Consider the following 17308-nt stretch of genomic DNA (forward strand, 5'->3'; position numbering starts at 1 on the left):
AAGCCCCTCCCCCTTGTGGGGAGGGGTTGGGGAGGGGTCTCGACTGCGTCATCTACAACCAGCCCCTGCGCTTGAAATAGAGATACGGCAACAGCGCGGACATGACCATCAGCACCAGTGCATAGGGATAACCCAAGTGCCAGTGCAGTTCCGGTATCGCGTCGAAGTTCATGCCATAGACCGAGGCGACCAGTGTTGGCGGCAGGAACACGACGGAGGCGACCGAGAAGATCTTGATGATCTGGTTCTGCTCGAGATTGATCAGCCCCAGCGTCGCGTCGAGCAGGAAGTTGATCTTGTTCGACAGGAACAGCGCGTGGTCGCCGAGCGAGGCGGCGTCGCGCTGGATCAGCTTGATCCGCTGCCGACTCTCCTTGGCGGCCTTGCGTGCCGCCCTCCCTTCCACCGCGACGTGATAGGCGACGAGCCTGCCGATGCTGACAAGGCTTTCGCGGATGGTCGTCAGCAGGTCGCCCTTCTGGCCGATCTGCTCGATCAGCGACTGCAGGTCGCGCGTCTTCTTGGTGGCGCTGGCATGCGACTTGCGGAAGACCTCGCGAGAAATCGCGTCGACCTCGTTGCCGGCCCGCTCCAGCGCGTCGGCAATCCGGTCGATCATCGCCTCGAGCAGACCCAGCATGACCAGTTCGCCCGTCTCGCAGACGGCACCATTCGGCTTCTGGATGCGCGTTGCATAGAGCTGGAACGGTTTCGGGTCGGCGTGGCGCACCGAGACGAGCGTCGCGCCCTTCAGCACGAAGGTCACCGGCACCTTGGCGGGGTAGTCGCTGTCGAGCTTGGCGGTCGCGGTCATGGTCATGAATTCCGCGCCGTCCTCCTGGTAGAGCCGGTCGGACAGCTCGATTTCCTGCATCTCGTCGCGGGTCGGAATGGCGATGCCGAGATGCTCCTCGACGAAACGCGTCTCATCTGCGGAGGGGTTGAAGAGGTCGAACCAGGTCACCGGCTCCTGGAAGGCAGGACCGGCGGCACGATCGACGAGCACGAGATGGCCGTTCTGGCTTGTGTAGATGCGCAGCATTCTGGGCTCCATGGGCGAGGTCATCGGACCGCCCGGAGCCCTGATCAATCAGGTCCGCACGGCCGCAAGGAAGACTCGACTTCGACTGTCGGGGTTCATCTTGGGTTAGTCCTTCGTGGGTGAAGCATGCCCGCGAGACGGGCATGGAATGCGCTTTGCTCCCATATTCGCGGCTTGTCAACCGGAGGCTTTTTCACGCTACTGCATGTTTCCTTGAAGCGTAGCCCATTCAAGGACAAAAACATGCAGTAATTGAAAGCGCTACCGCGTCCTTTGTGCGTCTGAAAGGACGCACGGCGCTGTAGTGTCAATCGCCGTCCGCGAAGGAAAACCCGGCCCCAAGCCCGATCGCGCCGCCGAAGTCGCGGTTCAGCCGGTCGAGGAGGTCGGCCGTGTTGAGAGTGATGAAGTCGAGCCGGGAACGCTGTTTCTGATCGGCAAGCACCGCGTCGAGCGGGCCGTCGACGCGTTCGGTCATGCCGATCAATGCTTTGAAAAGGAAATTTACCGACCCGGCAATAGAGCGGCTGTCGGCGGGAAGCAGGCTCTCCATTCCCGCAGCATTGAACAGCGTCTGCAGGCCGCTGAGGTTGCCGGCGATCGACCTCATCGTATTGCCCGATCGCCAGTAGATGGCGAGCTTGGGGCGGCCCTCGTCAGCCTTGCCGTCGATCGCGCCGGCATAGAAGGGGCGCAGCCGCTGGTCCTTGATCATTTCGACGCTGTGCACGAGAACGCCGAGCAGTTCGGTTGCCGCTTCCCTGTTGTCGCGGAAGAGGGGATTGTCAGCGCTCGGCGACTTCCAGGCGGACTGGAGGCCCTCGGGCTTCTCCCAGGCGGCGAGCAACTCGCCGGCAATCGTCGCCAGGTTCTGCGCGATCGTCGTTCCGTAAAGGCAGCGAAAGTCACCTTCCGCGCCGGTCAGCGTCTCGGCTCCCGTGCCGTAGAGAACATATTCAAGCGCGCCGAGGCCCTGCACGGCGACGCTTTTCGTTTTCAGGCTTTCCGCCTGCGTCGCGCTCTCGTCGCGCTTGGCGAGAATAGCCTGTACCTGTTTCAGGCCGGTGCTCTTGCGATCCGGATAGAACAGGAAGCGCTCGAACCTGTTCTGTTCGAGGGCCGGTCCGAGGCGGATGATCTCGATCGTCGACCATCTTTGCACGACATCCGAAAAGGCCGCTCGCGTTTCCTCAAGTGCAGCGTCAGACGGCGTCGCACAAAGCGCGGCGCTTTTCTCGCCAAGTTCGCCCGTCGCCCGCCTCAGGTCGCGATAGCCGGGAATGATGAAGCCATCGACCGCCTTCGCCATCACGCCCGGCAGGGCGGCTTCGTCGAGAACGCGCGGCAAAAGCGCGTTGCCCTCCTGGGCCGCCGCGGGTGCGATCGCTGCAAGAAGCAGCAAGCCGAGGATCAGGGGAAGGCGCAGGCGCATCAGAGCGACTCCAGAAAGGAAAGCAGGGCGTTTCGGTCGTCCTTCGACATGGCGGCGAAGGCATCGCGGGCCTTTTCCGCCTCGCCGCCGTGCCAGAGGATGGCCTCGGTGAAATTCCGGGCACGCCCGTCATGCAGCAGGAACGTGTGGCCGCTGACGGTCTTCGTCAAGCCCAGCCCCCAAAGCGGCGGCGTGCGCCATTCGCGTCCGCTGGCAATTCCGACCTGCTGGCCGTCGGCGAGCCCGTCGCCCATGTCGTGCAGCAGGAAGTCGGAATAGGGCCAGATCAGCTGGAAGGCCAGCTCCTTGTGAGGCGCATCGCGCCGGGTCACGTATTTCGGCGTGTGGCAGACCGGACAGCCCGCTTCATAGAAAAGCCGTTTGCCCTCTAGCGTTTGCGGAAAGCTCGCCTTGCGCCGGGCCGGCACCGCGAGATTGGCGGAATAGAAGGTGACGAGGCCGAGCACCGGGTCGGGGGCCTCGACCGGACCGAGCCGCGCCTGGACACCGATCGGAAGCGTCAGGCAAGCGCCCTGCGCCTTGGTGCAGTCGCCATGGCCGCTGTCGAAGGCCGGCGTGGAAATGCCGATATCGACCGCAAAGGCGTCTGCTGCCTGTTGGCGAATGGTCGGATTCTGAGCCTTCCAGCCGAAGCGGCCGAGCGCGATCGTGCCACTGTCCCGATCCCGGGCGATTGCCGCCCGTCCGCTGACGCCGTCACCGTCCCGGTCGTCCGGGTCGGCTTTCGCAAGAATGTCTGCCTCGTGGATCATCTCGATGAGGCCGAGCCCGATCATCGCCGGGGCGACGCGCGGCGACAGGGTCGTCATCGGGTCCATCGGGCCATAGCCGAGATCGGTGACTCTGTAATGCGGCTTTCGGAGATGGACGATCTCGCCATCCGCAAGCGGCACCGCTTCTTCCCGGTAGCTGACCTTGAGACGGCCTTCGGCGGCAAGCCCGGGCACGGCGCTGTCCTGCAGCTGGGCGCCATAGACGGGGTCCGGGAAATTCAGTGCCTGGTGGTCAGCGATGAAGCGCCGTTCGGCTTCGTCGCGCGGCGGACGGGCGAGACGGTAGACCGTCGATGTCGAATCCACCCCCTCCGGCGGGCGGCCCCGCCCATCGCGCGGATGGCAGCTTTCGCAGGCGCGGGCGTTATAGAGAGGGCCGAGTCCATCGGAGGCTTGGGTCGAGGAGGGGGCGGAGACCCAGAGCTTTTCGAACAGCGCCTTGCCGAGCTTGAAATTCTCTTCGTCTTCGAAGGGTAGGTTGGCCGAGAACTGCTGGAAGACCCTCTGGTCGATTGGCGCGATCGTCGTTGTGGCGCCCGCCGACATCGCCTCGAACTGTTCGGCCTTGGAAAAGTCCTGGGTGGGCCGGGTGACGGTTTCGACGCGTTCGAGATCCTGTCCGGAAAGGTCGTCGCGGGCCGGGAGGCACCCCCCTCTGCCCTGCCGGGCATCTCCCCCACAAGGGGGGAGATCGGTAAGCGCCGATGTTCCGCTCAACGAATTAGGCTGCGCGTGTTCGGTTGAATTCGACAGGTTCAGTATTTGCGCGTTGATGGGGCAGGGCTTTGCTTCCGGCCAATCTCCCCCCTTGTGGGGGAGATGCCCGGCAGGGCAGAGGGGGGTATCACCCTTCACCCCGGCGGCAGCGCCGAGGCCATCGCCTGTAGCCCAAGCCGCGGCGGCAACGCCGATAAGCGCGGCGAGCGGCAGCGCGAGGAAGCGGGCGGTCAGGACTTTCATCGGGCAAGAGCCGGGCCGCTGTCGGAACGGCCCGCCTTTTCAGCTTATTGGAAAACCGCGTTAGGATTATCCAGGCTATCCGAACCTTCAAGCTCGATCGTGCCGAGGTCGAGCGCCGCGATGACCCGTTCGACGGTCTTGGCCTGGGCAATCAGCCCGTCGATCGCGGCCTGGACGGTAGCGTTACCTTCCGCATTGTTTTCGCCGATCATCTGGTCGTAGGCCTCGACGGTCTCGGCCCGCTTTGCCATCGCCTGCATCTTCTCGACCGTCGTCGCGAGATTGGCCGTCATCTCCTTGTCGAGCGCGGCGTCCTTGGCGGCGACGAGCTTGGAAAGCGACGGGCCGGTGAGCTTCGTGCCGTCGATCCGGGTGTATTCGCCCGTATAGGCGGACTGGATGCCGATCGCGTCATGCAGGTGCGAATTGTGGGTGTTGTCCGAGAAGCAATCATGTTCCTCTTCCGGATCGTGCAGCAGCAGGCCGAGCTTCATGCGCTCGCCCGCAAGTTCGCCATAGGAGAGCGAGCCCATGCCGGTGAGGATCGCCGCGAGGCCGGCCTTGGGTTCGGCTTCCACCGCCTTGGCCGCGGCACCTTCCGGTGCCCAGTTGGCGACCATTTCCTTGAGATCGGAGACGAGCAGGTCGGTCGCCGCCTTCAGGTAGGCAGCGCGGCGGTCGCAATTGCCGTTGGTGCAGGCCTTGGTGTCGAAATCGGTATAGGCGCGCTTGCCAGCGCCCGGGCCGGTGCCGTTCAGGTCCTGGCCCCAGAGCAGGAATTCGATGGCGTGGTAGCCGGTCGCGACATTCGCCTCGATGCCGCCGGCTTCCTGCAGGGTGCCGGCCAGGAATTCCGGCGTGATGTTCGTCGCGTCGACGTCCTTGCCGTCGATCTTGATCGTCTTGTTGGCGATGACATTGGCGGTGAACAGCGCGTTCTCGTCGCTCTCGGTGCCGTAGCTCGGGTCGACATAGTCGATCAGGCCCTCGTCGAGCGGCCAGGCGTTCACCTTGCCTTCCCATTCATCGACAATCGCATTGCCGAAGCGGTAGACCTCTGTCTCCTGGTAGGGGTTGCGCGCCCTGAGCCAGGCCTCGCGCGCCGCATTCAGCGTCTCCTCGTTGGGGCTGACGATCAGCGCATCGACGGCCTTGTCGAGGGCTTCGGCGGTCGTCACCGCGTCCTCGTATTTGGCATGCGCGATCGCCGCATAATGCATTACGACGGCGGCTGCGTCGGTCGCGGCGCTGGCCGGCTGCAGGGCCAGCACGGACGTGGCCGTCATGAGTGCCAGCGCGGCGGCGCGGGTGAAATTCTTGGTCATGACCCTCTCCTTCGCTTCTTGCAGACCGGCCGAGCAAAGCGGCTCGAGGCCGGTAAAGCGCTCATGTCATGAACCAAAAGCAAACTGGTGTCAAAGCGTATAGTTTAGAAGATTTTCAAACTTGCGACTTCCCCTTGCAGCGTTCGTCTCGGTATCTGTCGTTGCCCCAAAACCGCTGCACGCTTGTGGGCGACATGCACTGGGCCGCTAGCTTTTCCTGCCCATCAGGCAAAAGAAAAACCCATCGGTTCCGGTTGAAGCGGGCGTCAGCGTGACGGTCTTCATATCGGCCGACCAGGGCTGTGGCTTGTCGGTACCGAACAGCGTCGCCCATGTTGCGGCGGCCGAGAGGATCTCGAACTCCGGATTGTCCTCGCAGAAGCCGTAGACCTGCGCTTCGTTTTCTTCCGGAAGCACGGAGCAGGTCACATAGATCAGGTGCCCGCCGGGGCGCACGAACTGGGCGGCGCCGGCAAGCGCCTCCTCCTGCTGGGCCAGTCGCTCCTCAAGGTTCTTCTGGGTCAGGCGCCACTTCGTGTCGGGCCGGCGCCGCCAGGTTCCGGTCCCCGTGCAGGGCGCGTCGACGAGCACCCGGTCGCAGCGGCCTGCAAGCGGGGTGAGCGCCTCCGCCGACTCGTGCACCTGGACATTGCGGGTGCCGGCGCGCTTCAGTCGCTCGATGATCGGCGCGAGACGCTTGCGGTCGGCGTCATAGGCATGCACCTGACCCTTGTTGTTCATCGCGGCGGAGATGGCGAGCGTCTTGCCGCCGCCGCCGGCGCAATAGTCGAGCACCTGCTCACCCTCGCGCGCAAAGACCAGGTCGGCGACGATCTGCGAGCCCTCGTCCTGAACCTCGAACCAGCCCTTCTGAAACGAGATTTCGGCGGTGACGTGCGGCAGGCGCGCGGCGCCCTCGCCGGCGGGGATGCGTATGCCGTGGCGGGCGATCGCCGACGGTTCGGCACCGCTGCGCTCCAATGCCTTCAAGACCTTGTCGCGGCTTGCCTTCAGCGTGTTGACGCGAAGGTCGAGTGTTGGCCGGCCGGCGAGCGCCCTGGCTTCGTCGAGCCAGTCGTCCGAGAAGTTTTCTTCGAAAGAGGCTTGCGTCCACTCAGGGACATCGCCCTGCACATGGAGCGGCGCGTCTTCGATACGGCGCTCGCGGAACGCCCTCATCATCTCTGCCGAGGGTGCCTGCGGGGCGAACTTGTCGTCGGAGAGTTCCGCCGCCAGCCTATCGGGCGTGAAGCCCCATTGGCGGTACATGACCGCGTGGCCGAGGGCGGCCGGGCTTTCGCTATCCATCAGATAGGCGTGGGAGAGCTTCATCCGGAGCGCGTCATAGACGATGTTGCCGATGGCGGCACGGTCGCCCGAGCCGGCAAAACGATGCGACAGGCCCCAGTCCTTGAGCGCGTCGGCAACCGGGCGCTTGCGCTTCTCGATATCGTCAAGAACGTCTATGGCTCCGGCGAGCCGTCCGCCCAATCGCATCTTCGATCAACTCCTTTTTCGCCGTGGTAGCGGCGATGGCACCGAAGAGCAAGTGAGCGGTCGCATTATGTGCGGGAGCGATCGCCCCGCGGAAGAGAACCGTCCAGCCTCAAGCCGGCGGCCTTCGAACGATCAGGAATTGACGACCTGGTAGCAGATGCTGGCGGTGCCCGAGCGGACCATGCCGATCTGCGAGGCGGCCGCCTTGGAAAGATCGATGACCCGGCCGCGAATGAAGGGACCGCGGTCATTGATGCGCACGACGACGGACTTGCCGTTTCGCTTGTTGGTGACCTGGACCTTGGTGCCGAATTTCAAGCTTCGGTGCGCGGCCGTCAGGCGCGCGGCGTTCATGCGCTCGCCGGAGGCGGTTTTCGAGGTGAGGGCATACCAGGAGGCGCCACCGCAACCCGTTCCCTTTGCCTGGCTGTCGGATGCCGAGACGAGACCCATCCCGACGGCGAATAGCGCTGCGGCGGCAGCAGTCTTGATTTTCGCGGGCTTCAAGCGGTGACCCCTTCGGATTGAATGTTCGACTAGTTCCCTTTGCAGTTCGAGCTAATTAGGGCAAAACATGGCAAAAACGTGCTTCAACCGTTAACCAGTCATTAGGATTTATTGAAAAATGCTGTTAATTTAAAACGAGATGCCGTTTTAATTGCTTTAGAAGACCCAAGAAGTTCTTTTGAATCAGCGCCTAAACGTTTCCTGCGGGTTTTGGTTCCTCCCAACTCCCAGGCTGACGTAAAAAATCATTTAAAATTTCGATGCGCGTGAATTTCTACGAATTTCCCTCATCAAAATCCCCATCTATCGCCTAGGTTGTATAGAATGGCGAAGTATAGGTCGAAATAGGGCAGTATGAGGCAGTCAAGGTGAGTCGTCCGAATCTATTACTTTCGGATGATCTCGCAACATGCTTTCGGCGGTGGGGGATATTCTGATAAAAGTATCGGAGAGGTGGTTTTACTATCCACGCCAGGTCCCGCTTGCCCATAGCTGTGCAAGCGAAACGCGATAATTCGGATAGGCGAAGTCGAATCCGGTCTCGTGCAGACGCGCATTGGAAACGCGCTTGTTCTCACCATAGAAGGAGCGCGCCATCGGCGACATCTCCGCGCTCTCGAAGGGAATTTCCGGGGGCGGTTCGACGCCCATCAGCCGGGCGGCCTCGGCCACCACGTCCTGCGGCGGTCCCGGCTCGTCGTCGGTCGCGTTGAAGGTCCCGCCCATGCCGCGGTCGGCAAGGAACGCGGCCGCCGCGCCGATATCCTCGACGCGGATGCGGTTGAAGACCTGGTTCGCCTTGACGACCCGTCGGGCCGTGCCTTCGGAAAGATTGCGGAAAGCGTTGCGGCCCGGGCCGTAGATGCCGGCAAGTCGAAGCACGGCGACGGGAACGCCCCGCCTGGCGCCATAGTCCGACCAGGCGTTTTCCGCCTCGACCCGTTCCTTCGAGCGCTGCGAAACCGGCTTTATCGGCGTTTCCTCGCTGACCCAGCCGCCGCCATGGTCGCCATAGACGCCGACGGTCGAGAGATAGCCGACCCAACGGAGTCGCGGCATGAGGTCGTCGAGTGGCGGCGTCGCCGAGCGGAACATCGGGTCGCCTTCGCGTCCCGGCGCGATCGATTGGATGAGGTGCGTCGTCTTGCCCATCGCCTCGGCGAGTCCCGGGGAAATGTCGTCGCCGTCGAACAGCAGCGGCTCGATGCCGGCCGCCTGGAGCGCCGTCAGCTTTTCCGGCGAGCGGGTCGTTCCCGCGACCGACTGTGCGGCTGGCGCCAGCGCCTTCGCGATCGCCGTGCCGGAATAGCCGGCACCAAGTATCAGGACATGCATCGGCTCACTCCCGCCATTTGCCATTCCGAAAGCACCTCGTCATCCGTTTCCTGCCCGCACTCCATAGCGAAGGCGGCGAGCTCGTCAGCTGCCATCAGCCGCGAAAGCGCCCAGACGGCCATCGCCCGGACCGTTGGGGAGGCATCACGCGCCAATGCCTTGCAGGCGGGTAGCAACTTCTCTTCACCGGAATTGCCGGCGGCGATCAAGACATTTCTGACGAAACGGTCGCGGCCGATGCGTTTCACGGGAGAGCCGGAAAACAGGTTGCGGAAGGCGGCGTCGTCGAGCGTCAGCAGGGCGGCGAGCTCCGGTTCCCTGAGGTCCTCCCTGGCTTTGAGCTTCATCTCCGCGGCCGAGTGCGCGAATTTGTTCCAGGGACAGACGGCCAGGCAATCGTCGCAGCCATAGATGCGATTGCCGATCAGCGGTCTGAGTTCGGGGTCGATCGGCCCCTTGTGCTCGATCGTCAGGTAGGAGATGCAGCGCCGCGCATCGATCTGGTAGGGCGCCGGGAAAGCGCCGGTCGGACAGGCGTCGAGGCAGGCCCGGCAGGAGCCGCAATGGTCCCGCTCGGGATCATCGATGTCGAGATCGGCGGTCGTGAACAGGCTGCCGAGAAACAGCCAGGAGCCGAATTCGCGGCTGACGAGATTGGTGTGCTTGCCCTGCCAGCCGAGTCCGGCCCTTTCCGCCAGTGGCTTCTCCATGACCGGCGCGGTGTCGACGAAGACCTTCACATCCTCGCCGGCGCGCGCCGCAAAGCGCGTGGCGATCTCCTTGAGCCGTCCCTTGACGACGTCGTGATAGTCGCGGTTCCGGGCATAGACGGAGATCGCGCCGCGATCTTGCTTGGCGAGGATCTCCAGCGGATCGGTGTCGGGCCCGTAGTTCATGCCGAAGAGGGCGATCGAGCGGACCTCGCTCCACAGCACACGCGGATCGGCGCGCCGCTCCGCCGTCTCGGACAGCCACTCCATCGTGCCGTGACAGCCGGCGGTCAGGAATTGCCGGAGCCGCTCCGGCGCCTGCGGTATGGCATCCGCCCGGGTGATCCGACAGAGCTCGAAGCCCTTGGCCGCGGCTTCCTCCTTCAGAAAGGCGGTGAGCGTCCGGCGTTTCCTGCCCTGGTTCTCCGCCTTTGCAGCGTCGCCGGGCATTGTCGTGTCCTTAGAAATCGAGGTCCGCATAATGGGAAACGGGGGTAACGCCGCGCACCCGCTCGGCGAGCAGCGGGCGGAAGGACGGCCGGGATTTGAGCCGCTGGTACCATTCCTTGGCGGTCGGGGCGTCGGACCAGTCGATTTCGCCGAGATAGTCGAGGACGGAGACCGCCGCGGCCGCCGCGAGATCGGCGTAGGAAATCCGATCGCCTGCAAGCCAGGGACGCGAGCCGGCGAGCCAGGAGAGATACTTCATATGCTGGCGGATATTGTTGCGCGAGGTCCGGAGGATCTTCGAATCCGGCGCGCCGCCGCCCTGGTCCGGCGTCATCTGCAGCTTGTAGATGCGCTCGCGCACCAGCGGCCGGGTGACGTCGGCCTCCATCTTCTGCAGGAACCATTCGCTGAGCCGGCGGATTTCGGCGCGCTGAAAGGGATCCTCCGCCAAGAGCCGGCGATCACGCTTCATGATGCCGCTGGTCTCGTCGAGATACTCGGAGATGATCGTCGCGCCGCAAAGCGCCCGCATGCTGTCGTCGACATAGACCGGCAGGGTGCCGGCCGGGTTGAGCGCCAGGAAGTCGCGCCGGTTCTCCCAGGGCTGCTCTTCGCTCAATTCCGTCTGATAGCCATATTCTGAGAGAATAAGGCGTACGAACCGCGAGGCGGAGGACATGGGGTGATGATACAGTGTCGGCATCGATATCAGGGTGCAGCTGTTTTCGGGGATCTACAGCGCCGTGCGTCTTTTCAGACGCACAAAGGACGCTGCAGCACTTTGAATCGCTGCATGTTTTGATCCTTAAATCGGCTCGATTTAAGGAAACATGCAGTAGGCATCGCGGCATATGCAACTGGCCACGGCTTCATACAACGAGCTATAGGTAGTTGCGGTGGCAAACACAAGAGAATCGACTTTCTCCTCCCAAATCCAAGAATATCAGGAACCGTTCATATATGGCCGATCAATCGATCATCAGCGCGCTCGTGCTCGGGCTCATCGAAGGCCTGACGGAGTTCGTCCCCGTCTCGTCGACGGCGCATGTGCTCCTTGCCGGACACTTCCTCGGCTTCAAGTCGCCGGGAAATACCTTCGCCGTGCTCATCCAACTCGGCGCCATCCTTGCGATCCTGCTCGTCTATTTCAAGAAGCTGCTGTCGATCGCGCTGGCGCTCCCGACAAGCGTCAAGGCGCGGCGCTTCGTCTTCTCGGTGCTCGTCGCCTTCCTGCCGGCGGCCCTGATCGGCGCCGCGGCGCATGACTTCATCAAGACGGTGCTGTTCGAGACGCCGATGCTGATCTGCGTCGTGCTGATCGTCGGCGGCGTCATCCTCTATGTGATCGATCAGCTGCCCTTGAAACCGCGCTACACTGACGTCTTCGATTACCCGCCTTCGCTGGCGCTGAAGATCGGCCTCTTCCAGTGCCTGGCGATGATCCCGGGGACGTCACGCTCCGGCGCCACGATCGCCGGCGCTTTGCTGATGGGAACCGACAAGCGTTCGGCCGCCGAGTTCTCCTTCTTCCTCGCTATGCCCACCATGGTCGGCGCCTTCACCATCGATCTCTACAAGAACCGCAACGCGCTCTCCTTCGACGACATCAGCCTGATCGCTATCGGTTTCATCGCCGCCTTCGTCGCGGGCATCTTCGTGGTGCGCTCGCTGCTCGATTTCGTCTCGCAGCGCGGCTTCACGCCTTTCGCGATCTGGCGCATTGTTGTCGGCACCGCAGGCCTGATCGGCCTCTGGCTACTGGGGTAGGCGCAGCCCGAAAAACTAAAGCCGCATGCGTCTCTTGCGAAACGCATGCGGCCCCTGGCCCCCGCCAATAAACTCAAAATGTCTGCCTCACGGCCGAGGCAGTTGCCCGGCTTACCAGCCGGATGCGCCGATCGACGCGGTCGTGCACGGATCGACGCCATAGGCAGGCGTGCAGCCCTTGCTGCTGCTCGCCACAGTGCCCGGTGCGATGAATGAGCCAGCCAGAATGATCAGTGCCGCAGACGCAAAAAAGATTGCGATCGACTTGCCCATGGGACGTTGTGCCTTTCGAGTATGAAGTTGTCACCGCCTGCGCTCGCCGCGCCGTGGGTGCGAGCGGTGTTTATTCGCCGGGCGTGTCATGATCAATATCAGGACATGCTGAATCTGCGGTAAACACCATTCCGGTTTTCGACTGCGGCAGAACTGCAACGCTGTTGCGCCAGCGCCACAAGCAAAAGCCGCCGGCGGGACCGGCGGCTGGATCAGACGACAACCCCCGCGGGGATGATCAGGCGGCGCGACCGCCGCGCGTGTACTGCCCCTGCGGGCGAAAACGCACCAGATAGGTCGGCAGGATCGAGTCCAACAACGTCGGCTCGATGCCGATGCCGGGGAGCGTCCGGCCTTCCGCTTCGGCGGCCGGGGAAACGACATTGTCGGATTTCAGCAACACGACCTGGTCGGCGGTGATCGGCGGCGCGATGAAGGGCACGAGCGATGCGACACTGCCGAGAAGCGACGCGATGCCGAAGGGGATCGAGACGAAGGAACGCTTGCGATCGATCGTTTCGAGCATGATCTCGAGACATTCGCGGAACGAAAGGACCTGGGCGCCGCCGAGTTCATAGATCGTCCCGCCCTTGAGCTTGCCGTCGACGGAGCGGGCGACGGCTTCGGCGACATCCGTCACATAGACCGGCTGGAACTTCGTGTGGCCGCCGCCGATCAGCGGCAGGGCCGGCGCGAAACGCGCCATGCTGGCGAATTTGTTGAAGAAATCGTCCTCGGGTCCGAAGATGATCGACGGCCGCAGGATGACCGCCTCTGGCACCGTTTCGAGGATGGCGATCTCGGCCCGGCCCTTGGTGCGGGCATATTGGGATTCGGAATTCGTGTTGGCGCCGATCGCCGAAATATGCGTCAGCTGTGCACCGGCCGCGCGGGCGGCTTCGGCGACGGCCCGGGCGCCGAAGTCCTGGACCGCGTCGAAGGTGTTGCGGCCGCGCTCGAAGAGCACGCCGACGCAATTGATCACGTGATCGGCCCCCTCGACGGCGCGGTCGACGGACCGGCGATAGCGCAGGTTGGCCTGGACGAAGGAAATCTGGCCCATGGTGCCGAGCGGCTGGAGATGGCCCGCGAGGTCCGGCCGCCGCACCGCGACGCGGATGCGATAGCCTCGCTTTGCAAGCGCGCGAACCACATGACGGCCGACAAATCCGGATCCGCCGAAAATCGTCACCAGCGGCGGAAGGTTGGACAAGGTCATGGGAAGCGCACTCCTGAGGTCGTTGGCAAGAATGGATTGCTACATAGCCGAAGCAGCGGGCAAGGTGAAGGCCATTCCACGGCACGGCTTGTTAGCCTTCCGTCCGCTGCCCGCGGCAGGGCTCCCAGCTAATCCTCAGACGCCCTCAACCACCACCATCTCGGCGTCGGCGACCTCCTGGCGGATCGCCGCGGCGATCTGATATTCGGGGGAATTGTAGCAGTCGATCGCGGCCTGCACCGAGGGGAATTCGATCACCACGTTGCGGGCGCGCACGGCCCCCTCCAGCCGGTGGAACTCGCCGCCGCGCGCCAGGAAGGTGGCACCATATTTCACGAAGGCGGGTTTTGCGGCCGCCACATAGTCCTTGTAGCGTTCGGGGTCTCTGATATCGACCCGAGCAATCCAGTATCCCTTGGCCATGATGAGCTCCTCGTCTTTCCGAAAAGTGCAGACGGGATCGTTACTTCCGGCAATTCCTGGTCGAGGTCAAGCGTGCCGGCAGACGAGAAGTCGAAAAGCCGAGTCTGATTGCTTCCTGGCGACGGAATCAACCAGGGAGGGCGCTTTTCATCTCCGCGAGGATGGCGCGGCTCGCAGCCAGCGGATCGGTCGCCTTGACGATCGGCCGGCCGACGACGAGATGGCTCGAGCCGGCGCGGATCGCCTCGGCCGGCGTCATCACCCGCTTCTGGTCGCCTTTCTCCGCACCGGCGGGACGGATTCCCGGCGTCACCACCGCCATCTCCGCCCCGATGACACGGCGGACGGCTGCGGCTTCTTCCGCCGAGCAGACGATGCCGCCCATGCCGGCGGCGCGCGCCTGTTCGGCACGGCGCAGCACCAGTGTATGCGGATCGGTTCCATAGCCGGCATCGGCGACATCCTGGGCATCCATTGAGGTCAGCACCGTGACGCCGAGCAGGCAGAGGTCGGATCCCTTCGCGGCGTCGACGGCCGCCTTCATCGCTTTCGGATAGGCGTGCAGCGTCAGCATCGACATGCCCATCCTGGCGATGTTCTCGACGCCCTTCGCCACCGTGTTGTCGATGTCGAGCAGCTTCATGTCGAGAAAGACTTTCTTGCCGCCCGCGGCGAGATCACGGGCGAAATCCAAGCCGCCGGCGAAGACGAGCTGATAACCGATCTTGTAGAAGAGGACCTCGTCGCCAAGCGTCGAAACGATTTTCTCCGCCTCGGCGGTCGTCGGAATATCGAGGCCGACGATCAGCCGGTCACGCGCGCTTGTGCTCATGTCGATCACCCCTGCCAGATTTCCATCGGCGTCCAGTCGCATGTGACGCCGCGATCCGCAAGACGGAAGGCAAAGAGATTGCCGCCGCCCGGCAACTGGTCGGCGCTGCGGGCGATCGCCGTCCCGGTCATCCGGCATTTGAGCAGCGTGCCGACGCCGCCATGGCCGACAAAGGCGATCGGGACGGCCGGATCGTGGCGGTCGAGGATGTAGAATACCGCCTTCACAATCCGCGCCTGCGCGTCGATGGCGCGCTCCCAGCCCCTGAAACTTTTCTCCGGATGGGCGAAGAATCGGTCCGCGGCCTTCTCGAAATCCTCTGGCGGCAGAAATCCGGTCGCGGAGCGGTCGTTCTCGCCGGTTTCCTCATCCGTTTCGACCGGAACGCCCGCGGCCTCGGCAAGGATCGCTGCGGTTTCCAGCGCCTTCCGTTCTCCGCTTGAGATGACGCGGCCAAGCAGCCGGACCCACGGCTGATTGGAGGTCAGGCGCGCCCGTTCCCGCCCGAGATCGGACAGGCCCCACTCCGGCACCGGGACAGCAGGATCGATCTGGATCTGCGGGTGCGTGATATAGACGCCGAACACGGGCGAGCCGTCCGTCTAATGGGCTTTGCTGTAAATCCAGAGCTGTGCCGGCGGGATGTTGCGCACGACGAAATCATAATGCTGGATGCGATAGCGATCCGGCATGGCGACGACCGGCGACATCGGCCCATAGGAGATCTGAACGACCGGGCGGCCGAAGGGGATGCGCGAGAGCAGATCGTCGATCAGCTCGACACGACGGTGCATCGGAAAATTAAGGAGCGGTACGGCGGAGACGACGCTGTCGAACTGCTGACAGTTCAGCGCGCCGAGCGTGCGCGAAAGGTCGAAGGCGTCGCCGTTGATGAAGTTCACACCGGCGAAATCCTGCTTCAACTGGTTGAAGAATTCGGTGGAGTATTCGATCGATACCAGCTTTTCAGGGGAGATGCCGCGCTCGAGGATCGCCTTGGTGATCACGCCCGTCCCCGGTCCGAGCTCAAGCACCGGCAAGCCGGAACGCGGATTGACGACGCTCGCCATCCGCCGCGCCGTCACCGCGGAGGTCGGCAGGATCGCGCCGACCGCGCGGGTGTTGCTCATCCAGCCCTTAAAGAAGCGAATCTCTTCGTCGAACTTCTGACCGAACTTTTCCTTCACCTTCAGGCGCAGACTCATCGAATCCCCTCGGCTTCATTGTTCCCATGGCTTTGCGCGCGGTACCGCGATTCGGCGGCCGCGCGTAAGCGTCTGCTCATAATGTGCTCCCATCTGCGGCGAAAACAAGTCGGCCTGCGTCTGAAAGCGACACTTTATCAACAACCAGCGACAGTCCCGCCAATGAAAAACCCGCCAGGCGGCAGCATGGCGGGTTCTATCCGATTTCGCGCCGCTGCCCGCCTCTTTAAATCGCAGTCGATTTCGGACCGGAAACGTGCTGCAGCGACCTCTGTGCGTCTGATCGAGACGTATTGTCCTCAGACGCGCATCGGCATCAGCACGTAGAGCGCGTCGTCCGCGGCAAGATCGCGCACCAAGGTCGGCGAGCCGGGATCCGCCAGCATGAAGACCGCCTCATTGCCGGTAAGCTGGGCAGTGATGTCGAGAAGATATTTGGCGTTGAAGCCGATTTCGAGCGGATCGCTCTCATAACCGACCGGCAATTCTTCCGTTGCGCTGCCGGAATCCGGATTGTTGACGGTCAGCGTCATCTGGCCGTCGGAGAGCGCCAGTTTGACGGCCCGGCCGCGTTCGGAGGAGATCGTCGAAACGCGGTCGACGGCCTGTGCGAAGGACTGGCAGTCGACGCGCAGTTCCTTGTCATTGCCGGCCGGAATCACCCTTTGATAGTCCGGGAACGTCCCGTCGATCAGCTTCGACGTCATGACGATCGAGCCGATCGTCAGGCGGATCTTCGCGTCCGAGACCTCGACCGTGACCACCACGTCAGGAGTGTCGAGCAGTTTTTGCAATTCGCTGACGGTCTTGCGCGGAATGATGATGCCGGGCATGCCCTCGGAGCCGGCCGGCGCCTCGATGTCGGCGCGGGCGAGGCGATGGCCGTCGGTAGCCACCGCCCGCAGCTTGAGCTCGCCCTTGTTCTCAACCGTGTGGAAGAAGATGCCGTTGAGGTAGTAGCGCGTTTCCTCCGTCGAGATCGCGAACTGCGTCCTGTCGATCAGCATCTTCAGATCCGTCGCCTTGGCGCGGAAGGAATGCGAGAAGCTGCCGGCCGTGAGGTCCGGGAAGTCCGATTGCGGCAGGCATTGCAACGAGAACTTGGAGCGGCCCGAGGCGACGGTCATCGCCGTGCCCTCGGCATTGGTGGCGAGCAGCACCTCGGAACCGTCCGGCAGCTTGCGAACGATGTCATAGAGCAGATGCGCCGGAACGGTGGTTGCGCCCGCCTGTTCCACCTGCGCCGGTGTTGCCTCGGTGATCTCCAGGTCGAGGTCGGTCGCCTTCATTTCGAGGCTGGCGCCGTCGGAGCGCAGCAGCACGTTCGAGAGGATCGGGATCGTGTTGCGCCGTTCGACCACGCGGTGGACATGGTTCAGCGATTTCAAAAGATTGGACCGCTCGAGAGTAATGCGCATGGGATGCTACCGCTTTCAACCATTGCCGGACGGGCGGGGCGCGCCTGCCGCGGCGTCAAACTGCGTGTGTCCCGGCCGGCCGGCCGGAGCGATGTGGACGGGCAAAATGGCAGAAAAAT

17 protein-coding genes are annotated in these 17308 nt (G+C 63.4%); 1 reads left to right on the plus strand and 16 read right to left on the minus strand.

Annotation, left to right across the window (positions count from 1 at the left end; genetic code table 11):
* Positions 1-52 precede the first annotated feature (52 nt).
* The 9 genes from NXT3_RS01530 to NXT3_RS01575 form a co-directional block, all read right to left on the minus strand.
* Positions 53-1042 (minus strand): magnesium transporter CorA family protein, encoded by a 990-nt coding sequence (locus NXT3_RS01530; RefSeq protein ID WP_104838685.1) that lies wholly within the window; start codon positions 1040-1042, stop codon positions 53-55.
* Positions 1043-1349: 307 nt separating this feature from the next.
* Entirely contained in the window at positions 1350-2474 is a 1125-nt protein-coding gene (locus tag NXT3_RS01540) for an imelysin family protein (RefSeq protein ID WP_104838686.1), read from the minus strand.
* On the minus strand, positions 2474-4228 hold the full coding sequence (locus NXT3_RS01545; RefSeq protein WP_104838687.1) for a di-heme oxidoreductase family protein: 1755 nt from the start codon (positions 4226-4228) through the stop codon (positions 2474-2476). Before NXT3_RS01545 ends, NXT3_RS01540 begins: the two co-directional genes overlap by 1 nt.
* Positions 4229-4272: 44 nt before the next feature.
* On the minus strand, positions 4273-5553 hold the full coding sequence (locus NXT3_RS01550) for an imelysin family protein (RefSeq protein ID WP_104838688.1): 1281 nt from the start codon (positions 5551-5553) through the stop codon (positions 4273-4275).
* 207 nt (positions 5554-5760) lie between these two features.
* Complete coding sequence (locus NXT3_RS01555; protein WP_097537707.1) at positions 5761-7050, minus strand: RsmB/NOP family class I SAM-dependent RNA methyltransferase; 1290 nt, start codon at positions 7048-7050, stop codon at positions 5761-5763.
* Positions 7051-7182: 132 nt separating this feature from the next.
* The gene (locus NXT3_RS01560; RefSeq protein WP_037420980.1) at positions 7183-7557 is read right to left on the minus strand and encodes a septal ring lytic transglycosylase RlpA family protein; all 375 of its coding nucleotides are present in this window, start codon (positions 7555-7557) and stop codon (positions 7183-7185) included.
* Positions 7558-8019: 462 nt separating this feature from the next.
* Positions 8020-8892 carry an SDR family oxidoreductase gene (locus NXT3_RS01565; protein ID WP_104838689.1) on the minus strand — a complete coding sequence of 291 codons (873 nt, stop codon included), beginning with the start codon at positions 8890-8892 and terminating at the stop codon, positions 8020-8022.
* Positions 8880-10052 (minus strand): tRNA epoxyqueuosine(34) reductase QueG, encoded by a 1173-nt coding sequence (gene queG, locus NXT3_RS01570; protein WP_097525493.1) that lies wholly within the window; start codon positions 10050-10052, stop codon positions 8880-8882. The genes NXT3_RS01565 and queG overlap by 13 nt, the downstream gene beginning before the upstream one ends.
* A gap of 10 nt (positions 10053-10062) precedes the next feature.
* Positions 10063-10755, minus strand: coding sequence for a glutathione S-transferase family protein (locus tag NXT3_RS01575; RefSeq protein WP_037420971.1), 693 nt, complete (start codon positions 10753-10755; stop codon positions 10063-10065).
* 257 nt (positions 10756-11012) lie between these two features.
* On the opposite strand from NXT3_RS01575, the gene NXT3_RS01580 reads away from it, so the two are divergent.
* Positions 11013-11819: an undecaprenyl-diphosphate phosphatase gene (locus NXT3_RS01580; RefSeq protein ID WP_097525494.1), complete on the plus strand. Its 807-nt coding sequence runs from the start codon at positions 11013-11015 to the stop codon at positions 11817-11819.
* A gap of 111 nt (positions 11820-11930) precedes the next feature.
* Here NXT3_RS01580 and NXT3_RS01585 read toward each other — a convergent pair whose 3' ends face one another.
* From NXT3_RS01585 to dnaN, 7 genes are all read right to left on the minus strand, one after another.
* On the minus strand, positions 11931-12092 hold the full coding sequence (locus NXT3_RS01585; RefSeq protein WP_012710132.1) for a hypothetical protein: 162 nt from the start codon (positions 12090-12092) through the stop codon (positions 11931-11933).
* Positions 12093-12330: 238 nt separating this feature from the next.
* Positions 12331-13311, minus strand: a complete 981-nt coding sequence (locus NXT3_RS01590; protein WP_097525495.1) for a complex I NDUFA9 subunit family protein — start codon at positions 13309-13311, stop codon at positions 12331-12333.
* Positions 13312-13446: 135 nt separating this feature from the next.
* The gene (locus tag NXT3_RS01595; protein ID WP_037420963.1) at positions 13447-13734 is read right to left on the minus strand and encodes a DUF1330 domain-containing protein; all 288 of its coding nucleotides are present in this window, start codon (positions 13732-13734) and stop codon (positions 13447-13449) included.
* 127 nt (positions 13735-13861) lie between these two features.
* Positions 13862-14566, minus strand: coding sequence for an orotidine-5'-phosphate decarboxylase (gene pyrF, locus NXT3_RS01600; RefSeq protein WP_104839912.1), 705 nt, complete (start codon positions 14564-14566; stop codon positions 13862-13864).
* A 5-nt stretch (positions 14567-14571) separates the two neighbouring features.
* Complete coding sequence (locus NXT3_RS01605) at positions 14572-15153, minus strand: histidine phosphatase family protein (RefSeq protein WP_097525496.1); 582 nt, start codon at positions 15151-15153, stop codon at positions 14572-14574.
* A 15-nt stretch (positions 15154-15168) separates the two neighbouring features.
* On the minus strand, positions 15169-15771 hold the full coding sequence (gene pmtA / locus NXT3_RS01610; RefSeq protein WP_083854119.1) for a phospholipid N-methyltransferase PmtA: 603 nt from the start codon (positions 15769-15771) through the stop codon (positions 15169-15171).
* 299 nt (positions 15772-16070) lie between these two features.
* Positions 16071-17189 carry a DNA polymerase III subunit beta gene (gene dnaN, locus NXT3_RS01615; RefSeq protein ID WP_037377962.1) on the minus strand — a complete coding sequence of 373 codons (1119 nt, stop codon included), beginning with the start codon at positions 17187-17189 and terminating at the stop codon, positions 16071-16073.
* Positions 17190-17308: the final 119 nt, after the last annotated feature.

It is taken from the genome of Sinorhizobium fredii (assembly GCF_002944405.1).
GTDB classification, from domain to species: Bacteria; Pseudomonadota; Alphaproteobacteria; order Rhizobiales; family Rhizobiaceae; genus Sinorhizobium; species Sinorhizobium fredii_C.